The sequence below is a fragment of the Salibaculum griseiflavum genome (assembly GCF_003129565.1).
Lineage (GTDB): Bacteria > Pseudomonadota > Alphaproteobacteria > Rhodobacterales > Rhodobacteraceae > Salibaculum > Salibaculum griseiflavum.
Genome location: NZ_QETF01000011.1, coordinates 26,315 through 45,143, shown reverse-complemented (window position 1 = coordinate 45,143; position 18,829 = coordinate 26,315). Strand labels below are relative to the sequence as shown.

The 18,829-nt window shown below is 64.6% G+C and carries 19 protein-coding genes; 7 read left to right on the top strand and 12 right to left on the bottom strand.

The window, feature by feature from the left end:
- The first annotated feature begins 1 nt into the window (after position 1).
- Entirely contained in the window at positions 2 to 1,663 is a 1,662-nt protein-coding gene (locus DFK10_RS10730) for a ribonuclease J (protein ID WP_109389029.1), read from the top strand.
- A gap of 56 nt (positions 1,664 to 1,719) precedes the next feature.
- On the opposite strand, the gene DFK10_RS10725 is transcribed toward DFK10_RS10730, so the two are convergent.
- From DFK10_RS10725 to DFK10_RS10715, 3 genes are all read right to left on the bottom strand, one after another.
- Positions 1,720 to 3,162, bottom strand: a complete 1,443-nt coding sequence (locus tag DFK10_RS10725; RefSeq protein ID WP_109389028.1) for a DEAD/DEAH box helicase — start codon at positions 3,160 to 3,162, stop codon at positions 1,720 to 1,722.
- A 201-nt stretch (positions 3,163 to 3,363) separates the two neighbouring features.
- Positions 3,364 to 4,959 (bottom strand): peptide chain release factor 3, encoded by a 1,596-nt coding sequence (locus DFK10_RS10720; RefSeq protein WP_109389027.1) that lies wholly within the window; start codon positions 4,957 to 4,959, stop codon positions 3,364 to 3,366.
- A gap of 36 nt (positions 4,960 to 4,995) precedes the next feature.
- Entirely contained in the window at positions 4,996 to 6,000 is a 1,005-nt protein-coding gene (locus DFK10_RS10715) for a Hint domain-containing protein (protein WP_109389026.1), read from the bottom strand.
- 127 nt (positions 6,001 to 6,127) lie between these two features.
- On the opposite strand from DFK10_RS10715, the gene DFK10_RS10710 reads away from it, so the two are divergent.
- Together DFK10_RS10710 and DFK10_RS10705 are read left to right on the top strand one after the other, a co-directional pair.
- Positions 6,128 to 6,907 carry an SDR family oxidoreductase gene (locus DFK10_RS10710; protein ID WP_109389025.1) on the top strand — a complete coding sequence of 260 codons (780 nt, stop codon included), beginning with the start codon at positions 6,128 to 6,130 and terminating at the stop codon, positions 6,905 to 6,907.
- A 73-nt stretch (positions 6,908 to 6,980) separates the two neighbouring features.
- Entirely contained in the window at positions 6,981 to 8,066 is a 1,086-nt protein-coding gene (locus DFK10_RS10705; RefSeq protein WP_109389024.1) for an ABC transporter ATP-binding protein, read from the top strand.
- 62 nt (positions 8,067 to 8,128) lie between these two features.
- Here the strand turns inward: DFK10_RS10705 and DFK10_RS10700 are convergent, their stop codons facing one another.
- A complete protein-coding gene (locus DFK10_RS10700; RefSeq protein WP_109389023.1) occupies positions 8,129 to 8,773 on the bottom strand; it encodes a helix-turn-helix transcriptional regulator in 645 nt (214 codons plus the stop codon).
- 197 nt (positions 8,774 to 8,970) lie between these two features.
- On the opposite strand from DFK10_RS10700, the gene DFK10_RS10695 reads away from it, so the two are divergent.
- From DFK10_RS10695 to DFK10_RS10680, 4 genes are read left to right on the top strand one after another with little or no spacing between them, the layout of a single operon-like run.
- Positions 8,971 to 9,189: a twin-arginine translocase TatA/TatE family subunit gene (locus DFK10_RS10695; protein ID WP_109389022.1), complete on the top strand. Its 219-nt coding sequence runs from the start codon at positions 8,971 to 8,973 to the stop codon at positions 9,187 to 9,189.
- Between the two features lie 14 nt (positions 9,190 to 9,203).
- Positions 9,204 to 9,665 carry a Sec-independent protein translocase protein TatB gene (tatB, locus tag DFK10_RS10690; RefSeq protein WP_109389021.1) on the top strand — a complete coding sequence of 154 codons (462 nt, stop codon included), beginning with the start codon at positions 9,204 to 9,206 and terminating at the stop codon, positions 9,663 to 9,665.
- Positions 9,662 to 10,585 carry a twin-arginine translocase subunit TatC gene (gene tatC, locus DFK10_RS10685; protein WP_109389020.1) on the top strand — a complete coding sequence of 308 codons (924 nt, stop codon included), beginning with the start codon at positions 9,662 to 9,664 and terminating at the stop codon, positions 10,583 to 10,585. The genes tatB and tatC overlap by 4 nt, the downstream gene beginning before the upstream one ends.
- Positions 10,586 to 10,629: 44 nt before the next feature.
- The gene (locus tag DFK10_RS10680) at positions 10,630 to 11,424 is read left to right on the top strand and encodes an ATP-binding protein (protein WP_109389076.1); all 795 of its coding nucleotides are present in this window, start codon (positions 10,630 to 10,632) and stop codon (positions 11,422 to 11,424) included.
- Positions 11,425 to 11,471: 47 nt separating this feature from the next.
- Here DFK10_RS10680 and DFK10_RS10675 read toward each other — a convergent pair whose 3' ends face one another.
- The 8 genes from DFK10_RS10675 to radA form a co-directional block, all read right to left on the bottom strand.
- Positions 11,472 to 12,653, bottom strand: a complete 1,182-nt coding sequence (locus DFK10_RS10675; RefSeq protein WP_109389019.1) for a peptidoglycan DD-metalloendopeptidase family protein — start codon at positions 12,651 to 12,653, stop codon at positions 11,472 to 11,474.
- Between the two features lie 67 nt (positions 12,654 to 12,720).
- A complete protein-coding gene (locus DFK10_RS10670; protein ID WP_109389075.1) occupies positions 12,721 to 13,338 on the bottom strand; it encodes a protein-L-isoaspartate(D-aspartate) O-methyltransferase in 618 nt (205 codons plus the stop codon).
- Positions 13,339 to 13,352: 14 nt separating this feature from the next.
- Complete coding sequence (surE, locus tag DFK10_RS10665; RefSeq protein ID WP_109389018.1) at positions 13,353 to 14,141, bottom strand: 5'/3'-nucleotidase SurE; 789 nt, start codon at positions 14,139 to 14,141, stop codon at positions 13,353 to 13,355.
- A 67-nt stretch (positions 14,142 to 14,208) separates the two neighbouring features.
- A complete protein-coding gene (locus DFK10_RS10660) occupies positions 14,209 to 14,850 on the bottom strand; it encodes an SDR family NAD(P)-dependent oxidoreductase (RefSeq protein WP_109389017.1) in 642 nt (213 codons plus the stop codon).
- A 49-nt stretch (positions 14,851 to 14,899) separates the two neighbouring features.
- Positions 14,900 to 15,154, bottom strand: coding sequence for a hypothetical protein (locus tag DFK10_RS10655; protein ID WP_109389016.1), 255 nt, complete (start codon positions 15,152 to 15,154; stop codon positions 14,900 to 14,902).
- A gap of 121 nt (positions 15,155 to 15,275) precedes the next feature.
- A complete protein-coding gene (purF, locus tag DFK10_RS10650) occupies positions 15,276 to 16,745 on the bottom strand; it encodes an amidophosphoribosyltransferase (protein ID WP_235866824.1) in 1,470 nt (489 codons plus the stop codon).
- A 96-nt stretch (positions 16,746 to 16,841) separates the two neighbouring features.
- A complete protein-coding gene (locus DFK10_RS10645; RefSeq protein WP_109389015.1) occupies positions 16,842 to 17,399 on the bottom strand; it encodes a CvpA family protein in 558 nt (185 codons plus the stop codon).
- Positions 17,400 to 17,434: 35 nt separating this feature from the next.
- Entirely contained in the window at positions 17,435 to 18,799 is a 1,365-nt protein-coding gene (gene radA / locus DFK10_RS10640) for a DNA repair protein RadA (protein WP_109389014.1), read from the bottom strand.
- Positions 18,800 to 18,829 lie beyond the last annotated feature (30 nt).

The following is an 18,829-nucleotide window of genomic DNA, read 5'->3' as shown; positions in this document are numbered from 1 at the left end:
CATGAGCAGCGAAAGATTGATCTATCTTCCCCTCGGCGGCGCGGGGGAGATCGGGATGAATTGCTATGTCTACGGATATGGCAAGCCGGACGAGGAGCGCCTGATCGTCGTCGATCTGGGCGTGACCTTCCCGGACATGGACACGACGCCGGGGGTCGACCTGATCTTTCCCGATATTTCCTGGCTCGAGGCCCGCAAGGACCGGATTGAGGCGATCTTCATCACCCATGCCCACGAAGACCATGTCGGTGCGGTGGGCCACCTGTGGGAAAAGCTGGGTGCGCCGATTCATGCCCGCGCCTTTACCGCCAATATCGCGCGGCGCAAGATGGACGAGCACGGCTATTCCGAACAAAGCGTGCGCACAGTCGAGGCCTGGCCCGAGGCGGTCACGGCAGGGCCCTTCACCGTTGGGTTCGTGCCGATCAGCCATTCGATCCCGGAAAGCTCGGGCCTGGTGATCGACACGCCCGCCGGCCGCGTTGTGCATACCGGCGATTTCAAGATCGACGAGACCCCCGGCGTGGGCGAACCCTTTGACCGGACGCTTTGGGCCCAGGTGGCTGAACCGGGCGTCAAGGCGCTGGTCTGTGACAGCACCAATGTCTTTTCCGACCATCCCGGCCGGTCCGAGGCCAGCGTTGGCCCCGAGATCGAGAAGCTGATGAAGGCCCAGCCGGGCATGGTGGTCGCCACGACCTTTGCCTCCAATATCAGCCGGGTGCGAACGATTGCCCAGGCCGCCGTGGCTGCGGGCCGGTCGGTCTGCCTGCTGGGTCGGGCCATGCGCCGGATGATCGAGGCGGCGGTCGAGACCGGCATCCTTGACGATTTCCCCAAGGTGGTCAGCCCCGAGGACGCCAAGAGCATCCCGCGCGAGAACCTCCTGCTGCTGGTCACCGGCAGCCAGGGCGAACGCCGCGCCGCCAGTGCCCAACTGGCCAATGGCAAATATATGGGACTGCGGTTGAAGGAAGGGGACACGTTCCTGTTTTCCTCCAAGACGATCCCCGGCAATGAACGCGGCGTGATCCGGATCATGAACCAGTTCTCGGAAATGGGCGTGGACGTGATCGACGACAGTTCCGGTCTTTACCACGTGTCGGGCCATGCCAACCGGCCTGACCTGAAGACGATGCACGAGATCTGCCACCCCGAGAAGGTGATCCCCATGCATGGCGAACACCGCCACCTGCGTGAACATGTGAAATTGGCCGGAGAAAACGACTATCCGGGGGTTCTGGCCGTGAATGGCACCATGGTCGATATCGGGGCGGGGCAGCCGGTCGAGTTCATCGAAACCGGCCGCGTCTACCTGGATGGCCGTGCCCATGTGGGCCAGTTCGACGGCATCATCCGGGACCGTATCCGCATGGCGCTGAATGGCCATGTCACGGTCACGCTGATCCTTGACGAGGAAAACGAGCCGCTGGGCGACCCTTGGTGCGAGCTGATGGGCCTGCCCGAAACCGGGCGCAACAATGCGGACCTGGTCGAAACGCTGGAAAATGCGCTTGGCGGTTGGCTGCAGAGGGCTGACGCCAAGGTCCTGCGCGATGACGAGACCCTTGAGAAGGACCTGCGTATCCTGTGTCGGCGAACCACCGAGAACGAGATCGGCAAGAAGCCCGAAGTCACGGTTGTGATCAGCCGGTTGAGCTAGGCGCAGACAACATTCCAGAATTTGCCCGAAGGGGCTTAAATTCTGGAATGTCCCTTCTAGCCGGCGCGGCGTTCGGCAAAGCTTTTCAGGATGAAGCTGGGGGCATCTTCGCCCATGCCGACGACCTGGTCGTCACGGTCGCGCCCACGCCCGCCGCGCCCTCGCTTGGTGCGGTTGTCGGTCTTCTTTTCTTCGGGCTTGGCGTCCGCCTTCGGCTCAGACTTTGGAGTATCGGTCTTAGGGGCGGCATCCGCCGTGGGCGCCTCGTCCTTCTTGCGCGACCGCGAACGGCTGCGCTTGGGCTTTTCCTCGGCGGGCGCATCTTCTTGCACCTGCTCCGGTTTGCCCTGAGCCAGCGGGTTCTCGATCCGTGGGATTTCCTTTTCCAGGAGCTTCTCCACCGCTTCGAAATACTTCTCGTCGCGCGGGTTGCAGATCATCACGGCCTTGCCAGAGCGTCCGGCACGGCCGGTCCGGCCGATGCGGTGCACGTAGTCCTCGGCATGGCTGGGCACGTCGAAATTGAACACGTGGCTGACGGCCGGAATATCCAGCCCCCGTGCGGCCACGTCCGAGGCGACCAACAGGCGAATCGTGCCCTCGCGGAATCCTTCCAGCGTCTTGGTGCGCTGGGACTGGTCCAGGTCGCCATGGATCGGCGCGGCGTCATAACCGTATTTCTTCAATGACTTGGCCACGACATCCACGTCCATCTTTCGATTGCAGAAGATGATGGCGTTGGTGCATGTCTCGCCTTCGGCGTCGATCAACGCGCGCAGCAGCTTGCGCTTTTCGCTGTCGGCCCGGTCGCGGCGCGAGCCTTTGAACATCACCACGCCCTGTTCGATCGTCTCCGACGCGGTGGCCTGACGGGCCACCTCGATCCGGGCGGGGTTCGACAGGAAGGTGCTGGTGATCCGCTCGATTTCCGAGGCCATGGTGGCCGAGAAGAACAGCGTCTGGCGGGTAAAGGGCGTCAGTCCGAAGATCTTCTCGATATCCGGGATGAACCCCATGTCGAGCATCCGGTCGGCCTCGTCAACGACCATGACCTTGACGTCGGACAGGATCAGCTTGCCGCGCTCGAAATGGTCCAGAAGGCGACCCGGCGTTGCGATCAGCACATCGACGCCCTTGTCGATGAGCTGGTCCTGTTCCTTGAAGCTGACGCCGCCGATCAGCAGCGCCTTGGTCAGCTTCGTGTGTTTGGCATAGGTGTCGAAGTTCTCGGCGACCTGCGCGGCCAGTTCGCGCGTCGGGCACAGGACCAGGCTGCGCGGCATACGCGCCCGGGCGCGTCCCCGCTTGAGCATGGTGATCATCGGCAAGGTGAAACTGGCGGTCTTGCCAGTGCCGGTCTGGGCGATGCCCAGCACATCGCGGCCTTCCAGCGCGGGTGGAATCGCGCCAGCCTGGATCGGGGTGGGGGTTTCATACCCGGTTTCCTCAATGGCCTTGAGGACCTTGGGGTCAAGTTTCAGGTCGGAAAATTTTGTCAAATCAAGCCTTTCGCGCGGATGCGGCGTTTTGAGACGGCCGCAGATACACACGCGGCCCGCCCGGCCGTATTGCCGGAGCGTCTTGGTGCGCTGGGCATACGCCCCGGGAGGGGAAAGGTCAAGGAAATCGACTGTTTCGCCCCTTGACCCAGGTCTGGCCCCGGGCGAACCATGGGCGCGGCGCCGCCCGGACGCGCGACGCTAGACCATCATCTCCTTGGTGGCCGACAGGGTGATCTCCGGATAGTCCCGTTCGACCCGGTCGATATCCCATTGCAGGCGGGTCATGTAGACCACGTCGCCGTCATTGTCGTAGCTGATATGCTGCTTGTTGGCCTGGGCGAATTTCTCCACCGCGTCCTTGGGGCCGTGCACCCATCTTGCGCTGGTGAATTGCGAAGCCTCGAACCGGACGGGCAGGCCGTATTCCATCTCGATCCGGCTGCCCAGCACCTCGAATTGCAGCTGGCCCACGACGCCGACGATGAAGCCCGACCCGATCATCGGCTTGAAGACCTTGGCCGCGCCTTCCTCGGCAAATTGCATCAGCGCCTTTTCCAGGTGCTTGGCTTTCATCGGATCGCCCGCCCGCACGCCTTGCAGCAGTTCGGGCGCGAAAGAGGGGATGCCCGTGACCTTGAGTGCCTCGCCCTCGGTCAGGGTATCGCCGATGCGCAATTGCCCGTGGTTGGGGATGCCGATGATATCGCCGGCCCAGGCCTCCTCGGCCAGTTCCCGGTCCGAAGCCAGGAACAGGACCGGGTTTGAAATCGCCATCGGCTTCTTCGTGCGGACATGGGTCAGCTTCATGCCGCGGTTGAAGTGGCCCGAGGCCAGTCGGACAAAGGCCACCCGGTCGCGATGCTTGGGGTCCATGTTCGCCTGGACTTTGAAGACAAAGCCGGAAACCTTTGTTTCCTCGGGGGAAATCTGGCGTGGGGTGGCGCTGGTTGGTTGCGGCTCCGGACCGAAATCGCCGATCCCTTCCATCAGTTCCTTGACCCCGAAGGAGTTGATCGCCGAGCCGAACCAGATCGGTGTCATGGTGCCATCCAGCACCGCCTGCACATCCAGCGGCGGCAGCAATTCCCGCGCCATCTCGATCTCTTCCAGGAACGGCTCCAGCAGGTGGGCGGGCACGTGTTCGGCCAGCTTGGGGTCATCAAGCCCATTGATTTCAATGCTTTCCGCGACCTTGTTGCGGTCGGCGCGGTCCATCAGCTCCAAACGATCGCGCAGCAGGTCGTAGCAGCCGATGAAATCCCGGCCCATGCCAATGGGCCAGCTGGCCGGGGTGACGTCGATGGCGAGGTTTTCCTGGATCTCGTCCACGATCTCGAAGGTCTCGCGGCTTTCGCGGTCCATCTTGTTGCAGAAGGTCAGGATAGGAAGGTCGCGCAACCTGCAGACTTCAAAGAGTTTTCTGGTCTGACTCTCCACACCCTTGGCGCCGTCGATGACCATGACGGCGGCGTCCACCGCTGTCAGTGTCCGATAGGTGTCCTCGGAAAAGTCCGAGTGGCCGGGGGTATCCACAAGATTGTATCGGAAGTCCTTGTAATCGAACGACATCGCCGAGGCCGAAACGGAAATGCCACGGTCCTTCTCCATCTGCATGAAGTCCGACCGGGTGCGCCGCGCTTCGCCCTTGGCGCGCACCTGTCCGGCCATCTGGATGGCGCCGCCGTAAAGCAGGAATTTCTCGGTCAGGGTCGTCTTGCCGGCGTCGGGATGCGAGATGATCGCAAAGGTCCGGCGGCGGGCGATTTCGGGCGGAAGATCGGGGCGATTTGTCATGGCGCTCCCATAGCCCGCGCCACGGAAAAGGGCAACTTAGCTCGACGAGGCGCGTCTGAGCCTGTCGACCGCATCGGGCGCGCGCACGACGTCCTCCTGAACTTCGAAATCCAGGTGTGGTCGACCCTCGTGCCCGGGCAGGTTGTCTCCCAGCCGTGCGGCCAGGTCGCCGGGCAGGGCGGCGCGCGTGCGGCTGTCGACCAACAGGGTCTCTGCGGCGATGCCTTCGGCATAGATGATCTGGTGATCGTCGAAGAGAAGCTGGAAGTAATCGACGAAGCCGCCATCGCGTTGATAGACGGTCTCGCCGTTGATGAGGTGGCGGACCTTGACCAGGACTTCGGCCCGGCCCACGCCAAAGTCGTCCTGGCGCTGGTAGATGAAGAGGCGATGCTCGGGCGACAGGAGCAGGTCGCGGGTGTTGAACAGCGCGCCTTCGCGGATCACCACCGGGGCGAAATCTCCGACTGCGCGCAGGGTCGTCTGCCCGATCCAGCGAATCTCCTGAGGGCCGCTGTCGCGCGTCAGGACCTTGTCGCCGACATCAAGGGCTTCGATGGGCACCTGCGCACCGGACGCGAGCGTGATATGCGTGCCGCGGGCAAAGCTGCAAAAGGCGACCTCGCCGAACTTGGCTTGCGCGCCTTCGCGATCCGCACCGACAAGGCGGTAATCGCTTTCGACCGCCAGCGTGGCCAGGGGCAGCAGGTAGATATCGGCCGCGTCCCCGTCCTCGACCTCGACCAGGACGATGGCTTCGAGTGTCGTGCCGTCGCTGGCCATGAAGGTCAGGCAGCAATCGAGGTAGAGCGCATTTCCAACGCCGCCCGTTTCCGAACCGTCCTCGATCCGGAAGCACCGGTTTTCCGGGTCGGGGCGATAGGCCAGCGAAACCCGCCGCGCGGATTTCGACAGCTGGTAGATGTCGTCCATCACCAGCTCTTCCATGAAGGAAATCGGATCGCCCTCGGCCACACCATAGCTGACGCGAAACCCGTCGCAGGGATAAACCGGGATCGTGTGGCTGGCGCGTGTGGACATGAATCCTCGATAACATGGTTCTGGTGAATTGCCCTCACACTACATAAGGATTGGGGCGAAAGCAGGTCAACGATCTGCCCGATCCGGGGCGATTGCGACCGACGCCACAACGAAAGGGAGAGTTCCGATGAATTACGGGATCACGGGCAAGCGGGCGCTGGTTTGCGCAGCGTCCAAGGGGCTGGGACGCGGCTGTGCGGAGGCGCTGGCCGCGGAGGGTGTCAACCTTGTTATCAACGCCCGCGGCACCGAGGCGCTGGAGGCCGCGGCGGCCGAGATTCGCGCGGCCCACGGGGTCGAAGTGAGGACCGTGGCGGCCGATATCACCACGCAAGAGGGTCAGGCGCAGGTGATCGAGGCGGCGCAGGATGTTGATATCCTTGTGACAAATGCGGGTGGCCCGCCGCCAGGCCTGTGGACGGATTGGGACCGCGACGATTTCATCGCGGCCCTGGATGCCAACATGCTGACTCCGATCGCGTTGATGAAGGCGCTGTTGCCGGGGATGATGGAACGCGGCTGGGGCCGGGTGGTGAACATCACCTCGCAATCGGTGAAATCGCCGATCCCGGTGCTGGGCCTGTCCAATTCGGCGCGCGCGGGGCTGACGGGCTACGTGGCCGGCACGTCGCGGCAGGTGGCGCCCCATGGCGTCACGATCAACAACCTTCTGCCCGGCATTCACGCCACCGACCGGGCCGACAGCCTTGATCGCGGCGTGAGCGAGCAGCAGGGCATCTCCATGGACGAGGCCCGGGCGCAGCGTCAGGCCACGATTCCCGCCCGCCGCTATGGGACGGCGGAAGAGTTCGGCGCCATGTGCGCCTTTCTGTGCTCCGACAAGGCCGGTTTCATCGTCGGCCAGAACATCCTGCTCGACGGTGGCGCGGTGAACGCCACGCTTTGACCTTGTTCCCGGGGGCGCGGGTTGCTATCTGCCCCCGGATACCCGATTTTTTCGGTCGGAGAATGAGGCGCAGGTGGCACCGAAGACCCCAAGGCTGGAGATCAAGTCGCTCGTGAAGTCCTACCAGGGGCGGCGCGTCGTCGATGACGTTTCCCTGGCGGTGCAACCGGGGCAGGTGACCTGCCTGCTGGGGCCCTCGGGCTGTGGCAAGTCCACGACGCTGCGCATGATCGCCGGCATCGAGATGCAGGACCGCGGCGAAATCTGGGCCGATGGCAAGTTGCTGTGCGATACCGTTCATCGTATTCCGCCCGAGGGGCGCGGCATCGGGTTGATGTTCCAGGATTTCGCGCTGTTCCCGCATCTCAGCGTTGCGCAGAACGTCGCCTTCGGGCTGCGTGGCCCGCGTGGCGTCCTGCGGCAACAGGCCGAGGCGCAGCTGGAGAAGGTCGGGATGCTTGCCTATGCGGACAATTACCCGCACGAGCTGTCGGGCGGCGAACAACAGCGCGTGGCGCTGGCCCGGGCCCTGGCGCCGAAACCCTCGATCATGCTGATGGACGAACCCTTCAGCGGGTTGGACAACAGGCTGCGCGACGGCATCCGCGACGAAACCCTGGACCTTCTGAAAGAGGCCGGGGCGGCGGTGCTGTTGGTTACGCATGAGCCGGCCGAGGCCATGCGCATGGCCGACGAGATTGCGCTTATGCGCGACGGCAAGATCGTCCAGCGCGGCGCGCCCTACAATGTCTACAACGCCCCCGCCGACAAGGAGGCCGCGGCCTTCTTCAGTGATATCAACGTGATCCGGGGCACCGTGCGCAACGCGCTGACCGAGACCGCCTTCGGACAGTTCCTTGCGCCCGGCACGCCGGACGGTACCGAGCTGGATATCGTGATCCGGCCCCAGCACCTGAAGATCGATTTCGACCGCGACGGACGCGGACCCAACCCGACCGCCCAGGACGGCACCCCGGCGCGCGGCGTGGTGGAACGGGCGCGCTTCATGGGATCGGAAAGCCTCGTGGAATTCCGGATGGACTATGACGGCTCGGTGCTCAAGGCGGCGGTGCCGTCGGTCTTTTTGCCAAAGCCGGGCACGGCCCTTTGGCTGATGATCCGCCGGGATCGCTGTTTCGTCTTCCCGCATCGCAGCTAGGGGCGCTGCCCCTCTTGGCCTTGCGGCCAATTCACCCCGGAGTATTTCGGGCGAGATGAGAGTCAGCCACGATAGTCGGACAGGCGCTTGCCCTCTTCCTCGACGAACAGGCTGGGCAGGATGCGCAGGGCGCTGATCTGGTCGACGCGCAACTCGTCGAATTCGCGGGCGGTTTCACACCAGACGACCACGGTCCACAGGCGTCCCCAATAGTCCAGCGCCAGTGGGCGCACCGTGCGGCTGCGCCCGTCATGAGTCAGGTCCAGCTTCTGTTGCGCGCGGATCGCCTGGCGGATGCGGGGCAGGTGCTGGAAGCCGCGCGCGGCATCGGCAAAGGGGTAGACGGCCAGAGCGCTGTGGCGGGCGGGGCGGTCCTCTGGCAGCACCGCGTCCAGCTTGGTCGCCAAGGATCGGGCGGCGCGCGACAGGTCCGGGTCCGCGGCCTGGCCCATGGCAGCAAGCCCCACATGCAACGCCTCCAGTTCCTCGTTGGTGAGGTTGAGCGGGGGCAGGGTGATCGCCGCGGTGACGCGGTAGCCAATGCCGCGCTCGCCCTCGATCGGCACGCCGGAAGCGGCCAGCGTTTCCATGTCGCGATAGATGGTCCGCAGCGAAACACCGGTGGCGCGGGCCAGATCGCCGGCCTTGTGCATCGTGCCGCCGCGCAGGAGGCGAATCAGGGTCATCAGTCGGTCGGATCGGCGCATTTCTTTTCCCTCGGTCGGGTCATTTTTGTCATTTTTCTGTCAGTTGACAAGTTATCGTCACAGGAATCGGCAAACCCCTGCATTTCTTGCCCCCAAGGAAGAAATTGTGACTTTCCTCGACCGCGCGATGGGCCTAATCCTCGGCCTTGGAATACAACAAGGCGGGTCAAACGGGCCCGCAAGAGCGGAGAGAACACATGCTCAACAATATCGGCCTTCCCGGCCTTCTTCTGATCGCCGTCGTGGTGCTGGTGCTTTTCGGGCGCGGCAAGATCTCGTCCCTGATGGGCGAAGTCGGCAAAGGCATCACCGCCTTCAAGAAGGGGGTGGATGACGGCAAGAAAGAGCTGGATGAACAGTTGTCGGACGAGGTGGCCAAGGATGTCACCCCCGAAGACGAAGACACCAAAGCCTGACCGGCTGAACCGACATGCCTGATATTGGCTGGACCGAGCTTCTGGTTATCGGAATCGTCGCGCTGATCGTGGTTGGCCCCAAGGACCTGCCTGGGCTTTTCCGCGCTTTCGGGCGCTTCACCGGCAAGATGCGACGCATGGCGCGCGAGTTTTCTTCGGCCATGAACGCGGCAGCCGATGAATCCGGTGTGCGGGATATCGACAAGACCATCCGTGCGGCGGCCAACCCGGCCAAGGCGGCCAGCGATGCGGTCAAGGGCACGGCCAAGTCCGCCATGAAGCCCGGCGGAGAGACCGAGCGCCTGTCCAAGGAACGCAAGGAAGCCGCCGAAAAGATCCGGGAAAATGCCGCCCGGATGGCAGAAGAACGCATGGCGCGCGAGGCCGCCGAGGCCGAGGCGGCGGCGGGTGAAGCGGAAGAGGGTGACGCAACCGCGACCGATACCCCGGCCAAACCCACGAAGGACAGCGCATGAGCACCCAGGACGAGATCGAGGACAGCTCGGCCCCGCTGATCGAGCATCTGGCCGAGCTGCGCACCCGGCTGATCCGGTCGGTCATCGCGTTCCTGATCGGGATGGTGATCTGTTTCACCGTGGCCACGCCGATCTTCAATTTCCTGACCGCGCCGCTTTGCCAGGTGCTGGACCAGCGCGGACAGGATTGCGACCTGATCTTCATCTCGCCGCAAGAGGGGTTCTTCGTGGCGATCAAGGTGTCCCTGCTGGGCGGGTTCATCCTGGCCTTTCCGGCCATCGCCCACCAGATGTGGCGGTTCGTGGCACCGGGGCTCTACAAGTCCGAAAAGGGCGCGTTCCTGCCCTTCCTGATCGCGTCGCCATTCATGTTCTTCCTCGGGGCGGCCTTCGCATTTTACGTGGTCACGCCGCTGGCCTATGACTTCTTCCTTGGCTTCCAGCAATTCGGCGCCGAGGGCGAAGCCGTCGTTGGGGAAGAGGTCGAACAAGGCCTGTCCGTGGTGTTCCAGGGGTCGGCCCAGGAATACCTCAACCTGACGATCAAGTTCATCGTGGCCTTTGGCCTGTGTTTCCAGTTGCCGGTTCTGCTGACCCTCATGGGCAAGGCGGGGTTGGTCAGCGCGCCGGGCCTGCGCACGGTGCGCAAATATGCCGTGGTCGGCATCCTCGTTCTGGCCGCGCTGGTGACGCCACCGGATGTCATTACCCAAGTGATCCTGTTCGTCGTCGTCTACGGCCTTTACGAGATTTCCATCCATCTGGTTGCCCGGGTCGAACGCAAGCGAGAGGAACGCCTGCGGGCCGAAGGGCTGTGGTTTGACGAAGACGAGGCCGAGGCAGAAGCGGATACCGAAGAGGATTTCGACGCCGCCACCGACGAGCTTCTGGGCGACGACGAGGATGAGGCGGAGAAGTGAGCGGGGAGGAGGCTCTGCTCCGCATCGCGGGGGCGCTGGAGCGGATGGCTCCGGCGCCCATTCCCGCCCCGGATTTCCGCACCGCGCCGGCCTTTGTCTGGCATCCGGACCCTGACCGCCTGATTGCCGTGGACAAGGTCAACCGGGTCGATATCGACCTATTGGTCGGCATCGACCGGTCCCGTGATACGCTGCGCCGAAATACCGAGCAGTTCGCGCGCGGCATGCCCGCCAACAATGCCCTGCTCTGGGGCGCGCGTGGGATGGGGAAATCCTCGCTCGTGAAGGCTGTTCACGGGGCCGTGGCGCAGGACCATGCGAGGCTGAAGATCGTCGAGATCCAGCGCGAGGACCTGCCCAGCATCGGCCGCTGCCTGGAGTTGCTGCGGGGGTGCGAGGAACGCTTCATCCTGTTCTGCGATGACCTGTCCTTCTCCCATGACGACCAGCATTACAAGGCCCTGAAGGCGGTGTTGGATGGGGGGATCGAGGGGCGGCCGGATAACGTGGTGCTCTATGCGACCTCGAACCGGCGCCACCTGATGCCCCGCGACATGATCGAGAATGAACGGTCTTCGGCGATCAACCCGTCCGAGGCGGTCGAGGAGAAGGTGTCGCTGTCGGACCGGTTCGGGTTGTGGCTGGGCTTTCATCCCTGCGACCAGGACGAATACCTGGCAATGATCGAGGGCTATTGCGCCGCCTATGGGCTGCATATCGATCCCGATACGCTGCGCGCCGAGGCGATCGAGTGGCAGGCCACGCGCGGCGCGCGGTCGGGCCGCGTGGCCTGGCAATTCTTCACGGACCTCGCCGGTCGCCAGGGGGTGCGGATCTGAACGACGGTCCAGAACGTCGTTGCGCGATCAGGAACCTCGGGTTTGGATCAGGGCAGGTAGTCGGCCGGGTCCACGCTTTCCAGCCCGTCGCGCACCTCGAAATGCAGGGCGCTTGGCGAACCTGCTGCGATCGAGGCGATCGTCTGGCCCTGGGACACGCTGTCATCCTTGGTCACGGTCAGATCCTGGACATTCACATAGACGGTCAGGATATTACCCGTATGGCGCAGTACGACGATCTTCGCGCCATTCGTGTTCTCGGTGATCGCGGCGACGGTGCCGTCGGCTGCGGCCTTGACCGGCGTGCCGGCATCTGCGGCGATATCGATCCCTTCATTTCGTCCCGGGCTGTATTCGCGGATGATGCTGCCCGAGACCGGGTAGATCAGGGGCGCGTCCGTCGCGGCGCTGCTCTGTTGGCCGATGTCCGGGGCGGGCGGGGCCTCGGGGGCGACCTCGGGAGTCTCCGCCGGCAGAGGGGCGGCGGCGCTGGGCGGTGTCGGCGTCTGGGTGCCTTGCCCAGGGGTGGTAACGGCTGCCGGCGAGGGCGGCGTGGCCCCGGTGGCCGGGATCAGCAATTGCTGACCCTCGCGAATGGTCAGGTCTGCACCGAGGCCATTCCATTCTGCCAGCCCCCGCACCGGCACGTTGTAGAGCCGGGCGATGGAATAGACGGTTTCGCCGCGCTGCACCTGATGGCGCACCGGCTCGACCCCTGTCGGGGCGTCGGCGGCGGGCGTGGGCTGGGGCGTGGGTGTGCTGCGCTGGTCCCCTGCGCGATCAATCGCGTCCGAGGCCAGCGTCGTCACATCGATCTGGCTTGGCGGTTGGATCGGGCCGGTCGCCACGGCCCCGGTCGCGGGCGATGGTTCGGCGACGCGGCCCGGCAGAGCGACGATCTCGTCGCGCCGCAGGGGCGTGTCCGGGTCGATGGCGTTGTAATTGGCCAATTGTTCTGCATTCACGTCCAGCCGGCCCGCGATCTGGCGCACGGTTTCCCCTTGGCGCGCCACCACCACCTGGTAGCCCGGGTAGGAGATCACGCCGCGATTGTCCGGGCGTGGGCGGTTGGGAAGGTTGGTCACCGAGTCCGACGTATCGAAGCCGCCGCCAAGGTCGCGCAGGTCGAAATCGGCCAGGTTGCCGTCGGAGTCGCAGGCTGCAAGAGCCACCAGCGCGGTGCCGGCAAGCAGACAGCGCACGGGGCGGGAAAGGGGGCGTTTGGACATGGGCTCGATCCTCGGACTGGGGCGATCTTCTTGTAACGTCGCCTGTTGGCGAGACTATAGGGGAAAATCAGTCCGCGCCCAAGCCCTCAACAAGTGGCACGAAGCGCACCGGGCGCAATTCCTCGTAGTCGAAGCCGCCGTCTGTTCGGGTCACACGGATCAGGGATTGCACGGTGTCTGACTGGCCCACCGGAAGAACCATGATGCCACCGGGCTTGAGCTGCGCCAGAAGCGGCCCCGGCGGGTCCTCGGCAGCGGCGGTGACGACGATGCGGTCAAACGGGGCCTGTTCGGGCAAACCGTGACTGCCATCTGCGGTGATGGCGGTGATATTGGTCAGGTCCATCTCTTCGAACAGTTTTCGCGCTTCTTGGACCAGCCGCTTGTGCCGGTCCACCGTGTAGACGCGCCGTGCCAGGTGGCTGAGGATCACCGCCTGGTAACCGGAGCCGGTGCCGACCTCCAGAACCTTGTCGCGTGGCTGCACCTTGAGCGCCTGGGTCATCAGCCCGACCACCGAGGGCTGGCTGATCGTCTGGCCGCAGGCGATGGGCAGGGGCATGTCCTCGTAGGCACGGTTTGCGAAATGGCCCTTCACGAACCGCGCCCGGTCGGTGCGTTCCATCGCCACCAGCGTGCGGGCATCGGTCACCCCCTTGGAGCGCAGCGCATAAACGAACTGCATCTGCTCTTCGGGGGTCACTCCAGCGCCTCCTTCAGCGCGGTGATATGGTCATGGGCGGTCAGGTCCGCGCGCATGGGCGTCACCGAGATATAGCCGTCGAGATTGGCGGCTGCATCAGTGCCCGGCGCGGTCGGTTCGTGCTGTGCGCCGCCCTTGACCCACAGGAACCGTCGCCCCGCGGGGGAATGGGTCGGTTCGACCGAGAAGGACGTGTTGGCGCGATAGCCTTGCGTCGTCGCCCGCATTCCCTTGACCTCGGCCGATGGGACCGGCGGGAAATTGACATTGTAGAACAGGCGGTAATCGGCGCCGTTGTCCCAATGTGCGCGGTCCAGAAGGGCGCGGATCGTCGCGACGCCATGACCGGCGGCGGCCTCGAACGGGTTGGGCAGGCTGGCATTGGCGGGGCCGTAAAACTGTGACAGGGCGATGGCGGGCAGGCCTTGCAGGGCCGCCTCCATCGCGCCGCCGACCGTCCCGGAATAGAGCGTGTTCTCGGCGGCGTTGTTGCCCCGGTTGACGCCGGACAGGACAAGATCGGGCCGGGCATTGACCATCACGTCGTAGATCCCCGCCAGCACGCAATCGGCGGGCGAGCCTTCGGCGGCGAAACGGCGTTCGCCCAGCTCGGCGATCATCGTGGGGTGAGAATAGGAAATGCAATGCCCGACCCCAGATTGCTCGAAGGCCGGGGCCACGGTCCAGACCTCGCCATCCGGCCCTGCGATTTCGCTCGCGATATCGTGCAGAACCGCCAGACCCGGCGCGTTGATCCCGTCGTCATTGGTGATGAGAATGCGCATATCCGCCCCCTTTACAGCCCTAGTAATTCAGGGCGGCTTGGGCGGCAAGAACCTGTGACGGAAGGGCTCAGCCGATGATTTCGGGCAACAGGCGCGCGGCTTCCTCGGCAGGGCTGGTCAGTTCGCCGCGATCTTCACCGGGGTGGAACCGGGCCCGCGTGCCTGTGGGCATCGCCTTGGGCGTCAGGATCCGGACCTGCGGGCCAGTGCGTTCGCTTTCGCTCTGCCAGGATCGGGCCAACGCGATCTGCGCGGCCTTTGAGGCCCCATAGGAGCCGAAATAGGTTTCGCCGCCGCGCGGATCGTCAAAGAAGACGGCCCGGCCCTCGGCGCCCAGAAGCGGGGCGACATAGCCGATCAGGCGTTGGGTGGCAGTCACGTTGACCTCGATCGACTTGTCGAAATCCTTCGCGCCCGTGGCTGCGGCAGGCGATAGCGGCGCGGCATGGACCGCCGCATGCACCCACAGATCCACCTTGCCCCAGCGGTCATGGATGGACCGGCACAGTTGCTGCATGGCCGCATCGGTGGTGATGTCCATGGGCGCCAGAGTGGCATCGCCGCCCCTGGCCTTTATGCGGTCGTCCAGTTCCTCCAGCGCGCCGGTGGTGCGGGCCACGGCGACGATGTGAAAGCCGGAAGAGAGGGCCTCGGCGAGGGCGGCGCCAAGGCCGCGGCTGGCGCCGGTGATGAGGGCGATCTTGGTCATGAGCCGCTGTTATGACAGCGGCGCGGGCTTGGCAATCCCGCGCGGTGTCTCAGCCGGCCAACGCCAGCCGGTGAAGCCGGTCCCGGCGGCGCAATATGACATGATCCTCGCCGATGGCGTGAACCTTGCCGGCACGCGTATCCTGCCCGGCGGAAACCGAGAAGATGCGGCCATTGCCGTCACGCAGCAACGCGCGGGCCGGGGTTTTGCCTGTCATCGTTCCGATCAGGCGCGTGCCATGCAGCGGCAGCGCATCGCGTTCGGTCGCCGCCTGGGCGGTGACCTCGTTGGTCGTCTGGGTCATGTGGAAAGCCTTTTCGTGTGCACCTGTCCGTGCGAACGGTCGGCACATATGGCCGGGCCAGGGCAGAGAAAAGGGAGCAGGCGATAGCGATGCTGCAATGCAGCGGAAAACAGCCGACCGGCTATTCGGCGGCTTTCATCCGAAAGCCCTGTTCCAGCATGTCCGCCGGTTCCACCGGGTATTCGCCCGAAAAGCAGGCGTCGCAATATTGCGGGCAAGAGGCATCGCGGCCACGCGCCTCGCCCACGGCCCGGTAGAGGCCGTCGAGCGTGATGAATTTCAAGCTGTTGACGCCCAGATGCTCGCACATCTCGTCCTCGGACATGGTGGCAGCCAGCAGCTTTTCGCGCTGCGGTGTGTCCACGCCATAGAAGCAGGGCCAGGCCGTGGGCGGACTGGCGATGCGGAAATGCACCTCGGCGGCGCCGGCATCAAGGATCATATCCTTGATCTTGCGACTGGTGGTGCCGCGCACCACGCTGTCATCGACAAGGATTACCCGCTTGCCCCGGATCAGCGCCCGGTTGACGTTCAGTTTCAGCCGCACACCCATGTTGCGGATCTGTTCGGTCGGTTCGATGAAGGTGCGGCCCATATACTGGTTGCGGATGATCCCCATCGCGTAGGGAATACCGCTTTCGAGGCTATAGCCGATGGCCGCCGGCGTGCCGCTGTCGGGAACCGGGCAGACGAGGTCAGCGTCGACCGGGCTTTCCTTGGCCAGTTCGCGCCCGATGTTTTCACGTGTCGAATAGACGGACTGACCGCCCAGGATGCTGTCCGGGCGGCTGAAATAGACGTGCTCGAAGATGCAGAAGCGGGACTTGGCCGGCCGGAAGGGATAGTGGCTCTGGATGCCATGCTCTGCCGAGATGACGACCATCTCGCCCGGTTCGATCTCGCGCAGGAACTCGGCGCCGATGATGTCGAGGGCGCAGGTTTCCGAGGCCAGCACCCAGCCGTCGCCCAGCTTGCCCAGCACCAGCGGGCGCACGCCCAGCGGGTCGCGGCAGCCGATCAGCTTGGTGCGGGTCATGGCGACGACGGAAAACGCGCCTTCAACCTTGCGCAGCGCCTCTTCCATCCGGTCGGGGATGTTGCGGCCCATGGACCGCGCCATCAGGTGGATGATGCATTCGCTGTCGCTGGAGCTTTGGAAGATCGAGCCGCGCTCGATCAGTTCCTTGCGCAGTTGCAGGGCGTTGGTGATGTTGCCGTTATGGGCGATGGCCGCGCCGCCCATGGCGAATTCGCCGAAAAACGGCTGCACGTCGCGGATCTGCGTGCCGCCCTTGGACCCGGCGGTGGAATAGCGCACATGGCCGATCCCGATGGGGCCGGGCAGGGTGTTCAGAAGCTTTTCCGAGGTGAAATTGTCGCGCACCAGCCCGAAGCGCCGGGCGGAGTTGAAGCCCTGTTCGGGGTCATGGGTGACGATGCCCCCGGCCTCTTGCCCGCGATGTTGCAGCGCGTGCAGGCCAAGCGCCACGATCGAGGCGGCGTCGGATACGCCGACGGTGCCGAATACCCCGCATTCCTCTTTCAGCTTGTCATCATCAAAGGGGTGGGCAGGTGGCAGCGATTTGGTCACGTATGGACCCTCCGAATCTCACGGATTGAACCTTGGCCCCCTCATACTGGCATGGACCCGCACTGTCACGAAACTATCACATGAGGGCGCGCCCGATCACTGCGGCCCGCATCCCCCGACAAGCTGTTCGTATTGCGTGGTGATCCAGCCAAGGGCCTGCTCGGGATCTTCCGATTGCAGCCGTTCGGTGAAACTGCCGAAAACCGCCTTGGCGCGGCTGTCATCGACCATCTCGACATTCTGGCTTTCGAGGATCGTGTCGTAGACGAAGAAGGCCACCGCAACCAGAAGGATGCCGCGCAGCGCCCCGAAAAGGAATCCGAGGCCCTGGTCGACCCCGCCCAACACAGACCGCTGCACCAGCGAGGAAAACAGCGGCGTGAAGATCGAGACGATCACCAGCACCACCGCGAAAACCGCGGCAAAGGCGGCGATGATGGACAATTCGCAGCTGTCGCCGATGAATTCGCCAAGAACGGGAATCTGACGAACCAAGGGCTGAACCTGGTCGGCGAAGATGAATGCAAGCACCGCCGCAACGACCCAGCCCGCGATGGCCAGCGCCTCGCGCACGAAGCCGCGGCTGTAGGCCAGCAGGGACGACAAGACGATGACGACGGCGACGATGCCATCAATGAGGGTGAAATCGCCCATGTGCCGGCCCTTCCTGTTCTGGTGGGCCTTGGCGCCTATCGTGCCCCGAAGACCTCTTCGACGAATTCCGGCAGGTCACGCATTTCGCGCAACTCGACCCCGCCGGACCCCACGCGTTTTGCGCGCACAGGGGTTACCGCCGTTCTAAAACCAAGTTTCGCGGCTTCTTTCAACCGATTTTCGGTCTGTCCGACCGGACGCAAGGCGCCCGAAAGCGAGATTTCCCCGAAGACGACGCAATCCTTGGGCAGCGCCGCGTCCTCGCGGGCAGAGATAAGCGCGGCCGCCACGGCAAGGTCCGCGGCCGGTTCGCCCACCCGCAGGCCACCGGCGACGTTCAGGTAGACGTCGAGCCCGGTAAAGGGGATGCCGGCGCGCGATTCCAGAACCGCAAGAATCATCGCCAGCCGGCCGCCATCCCAGCCCACGACCGTGCGGCGAGGTTGGCTGTGGGGCGAGGGGGCGACCAAGGCCTGGAACTCGCACAGCATGGGCCGCGATCCTTCTATCCCGGCAAAGACCACCGACCCCGGCGCCGGCTCGCCCCGTTCGGACAGGAACAGCGCCGAGGGGTTCTTGACCTCGACCAGCCCACGGCCCGTCATCTCGAACACCCCGATCTCGTCGGCGGGGCCGAAGCGGTTCTTTACTGCGCGCAGGATGCGGAACTGGTGGCCGCGCTCACCCTCGAAATAGAGAACGGTATCGACCATGTGCTCGACCACGCGGGGACCGGCGATCTGGCCTTCCTTGGTGACATGGCCGACCATGACCACGGCAATGCCGCGCCGCTTGGCAAAGGTCGTCAGCTCATGCGCGGCCGACCGCACCTGGCTGACCGAACCGGGCGCGGCCTCGACCGTATCCAGCCACATGGTCTGGATGGAATCGATGATGACCAGATCCGGTGCTTCGGCGTCCAACGTGGTCAGGATGTCGCGCAGGTTGGTTTCGCTGGCCAGTCGCACCGGGCTTTCGGTCAATTCCAGGCGTCGCGCGCGCATCTGCACCTGTGCGGCCGATTCCTCGCCCGAGACATAAAGCACCTTCAGCCCGTTGCGGGCGAAGCGGGCGGCGGCCTGCAACAGAAGCGTGGATTTGCCGATGCCCGGATCCCCCCCCACCAGAAGGGCGCTGGCCTTGACCAACCCGCCGCCGAGGACGCGGTCCAACTCGTCCACGCCCGCCAGGGTGCGGGGCGGCTCGGGCTGCTCCGTCGCCAGGTCGGTCAGGTCCAGCGCGCGGCCCCGTTTCGTGCCCAGCCCCTTGGACTTCGGCCCCGAGGACAGCGGCTTGGCCTCTTCGATCGTGTTCCACGCGCCGCAGGCATCGCATTGGCCCGACCATTTCGAATGGACGGCGTTGCAGGCGGTGCAGATGAAAGACAGATCCTTGGCCATGTTCACCTTTTGGACCAATTCGCGCGGCCT

Bases quoted from the DNA above. Each gene is read 5' to 3' on its own strand.
- radA (WP_109389014.1), bottom strand. From the start codon at position 18,799: ATGGCCAAGGATCTGTCTTTCATCTGCACCGCCTGCAACGCCGTCCAT.
- DFK10_RS10710 (WP_109389025.1), top strand. From the start codon at position 6,128: ATGAATTACGGGATCACGGGCAAGCGGGCGCTGGTTTGCGCAGCGTCC.
- DFK10_RS10645 (WP_109389015.1), bottom strand. From the start codon at position 17,399: ATGGGCGATTTCACCCTCATTGATGGCATCGTCGCCGTCGTCATCGTC.
- DFK10_RS10675 (WP_109389019.1), bottom strand. From the start codon at position 12,653: ATGTCCAAACGCCCCCTTTCCCGCCCCGTGCGCTGTCTGCTTGCCGGC.
- DFK10_RS10680 (WP_109389076.1), top strand. From the start codon at position 10,630: ATGGCTCCGGCGCCCATTCCCGCCCCGGATTTCCGCACCGCGCCGGCC.
- DFK10_RS10720 (WP_109389027.1), bottom strand. From the start codon at position 4,959: ATGACAAATCGCCCCGATCTTCCGCCCGAAATCGCCCGCCGCCGGACC.
- DFK10_RS10700 (WP_109389023.1), bottom strand. From the start codon at position 8,773: ATGCGCCGATCCGACCGACTGATGACCCTGATTCGCCTCCTGCGCGGC.
- DFK10_RS10695 (WP_109389022.1), top strand. From the start codon at position 8,971: ATGCTCAACAATATCGGCCTTCCCGGCCTTCTTCTGATCGCCGTCGTG.
- DFK10_RS10715 (WP_109389026.1), bottom strand. From the start codon at position 6,000: ATGTCCACACGCGCCAGCCACACGATCCCGGTTTATCCCTGCGACGGG.
- tatC (WP_109389020.1), top strand. From the start codon at position 9,662: ATGAGCACCCAGGACGAGATCGAGGACAGCTCGGCCCCGCTGATCGAG.
- tatB (WP_109389021.1), top strand. From the start codon at position 9,204: ATGCCTGATATTGGCTGGACCGAGCTTCTGGTTATCGGAATCGTCGCG.
- DFK10_RS10730 (WP_109389029.1), top strand. From the start codon at position 2: ATGAGCAGCGAAAGATTGATCTATCTTCCCCTCGGCGGCGCGGGGGAG.
- DFK10_RS10655 (WP_109389016.1), bottom strand. From the start codon at position 15,154: ATGACCCAGACGACCAACGAGGTCACCGCCCAGGCGGCGACCGAACGC.
- DFK10_RS10660 (WP_109389017.1), bottom strand. From the start codon at position 14,850: ATGACCAAGATCGCCCTCATCACCGGCGCCAGCCGCGGCCTTGGCGCC.
- DFK10_RS10670 (WP_109389075.1), bottom strand. From the start codon at position 13,338: ATGCAGTTCGTTTATGCGCTGCGCTCCAAGGGGGTGACCGATGCCCGC.
- surE (WP_109389018.1), bottom strand. From the start codon at position 14,141: ATGCGCATTCTCATCACCAATGACGACGGGATCAACGCGCCGGGTCTG.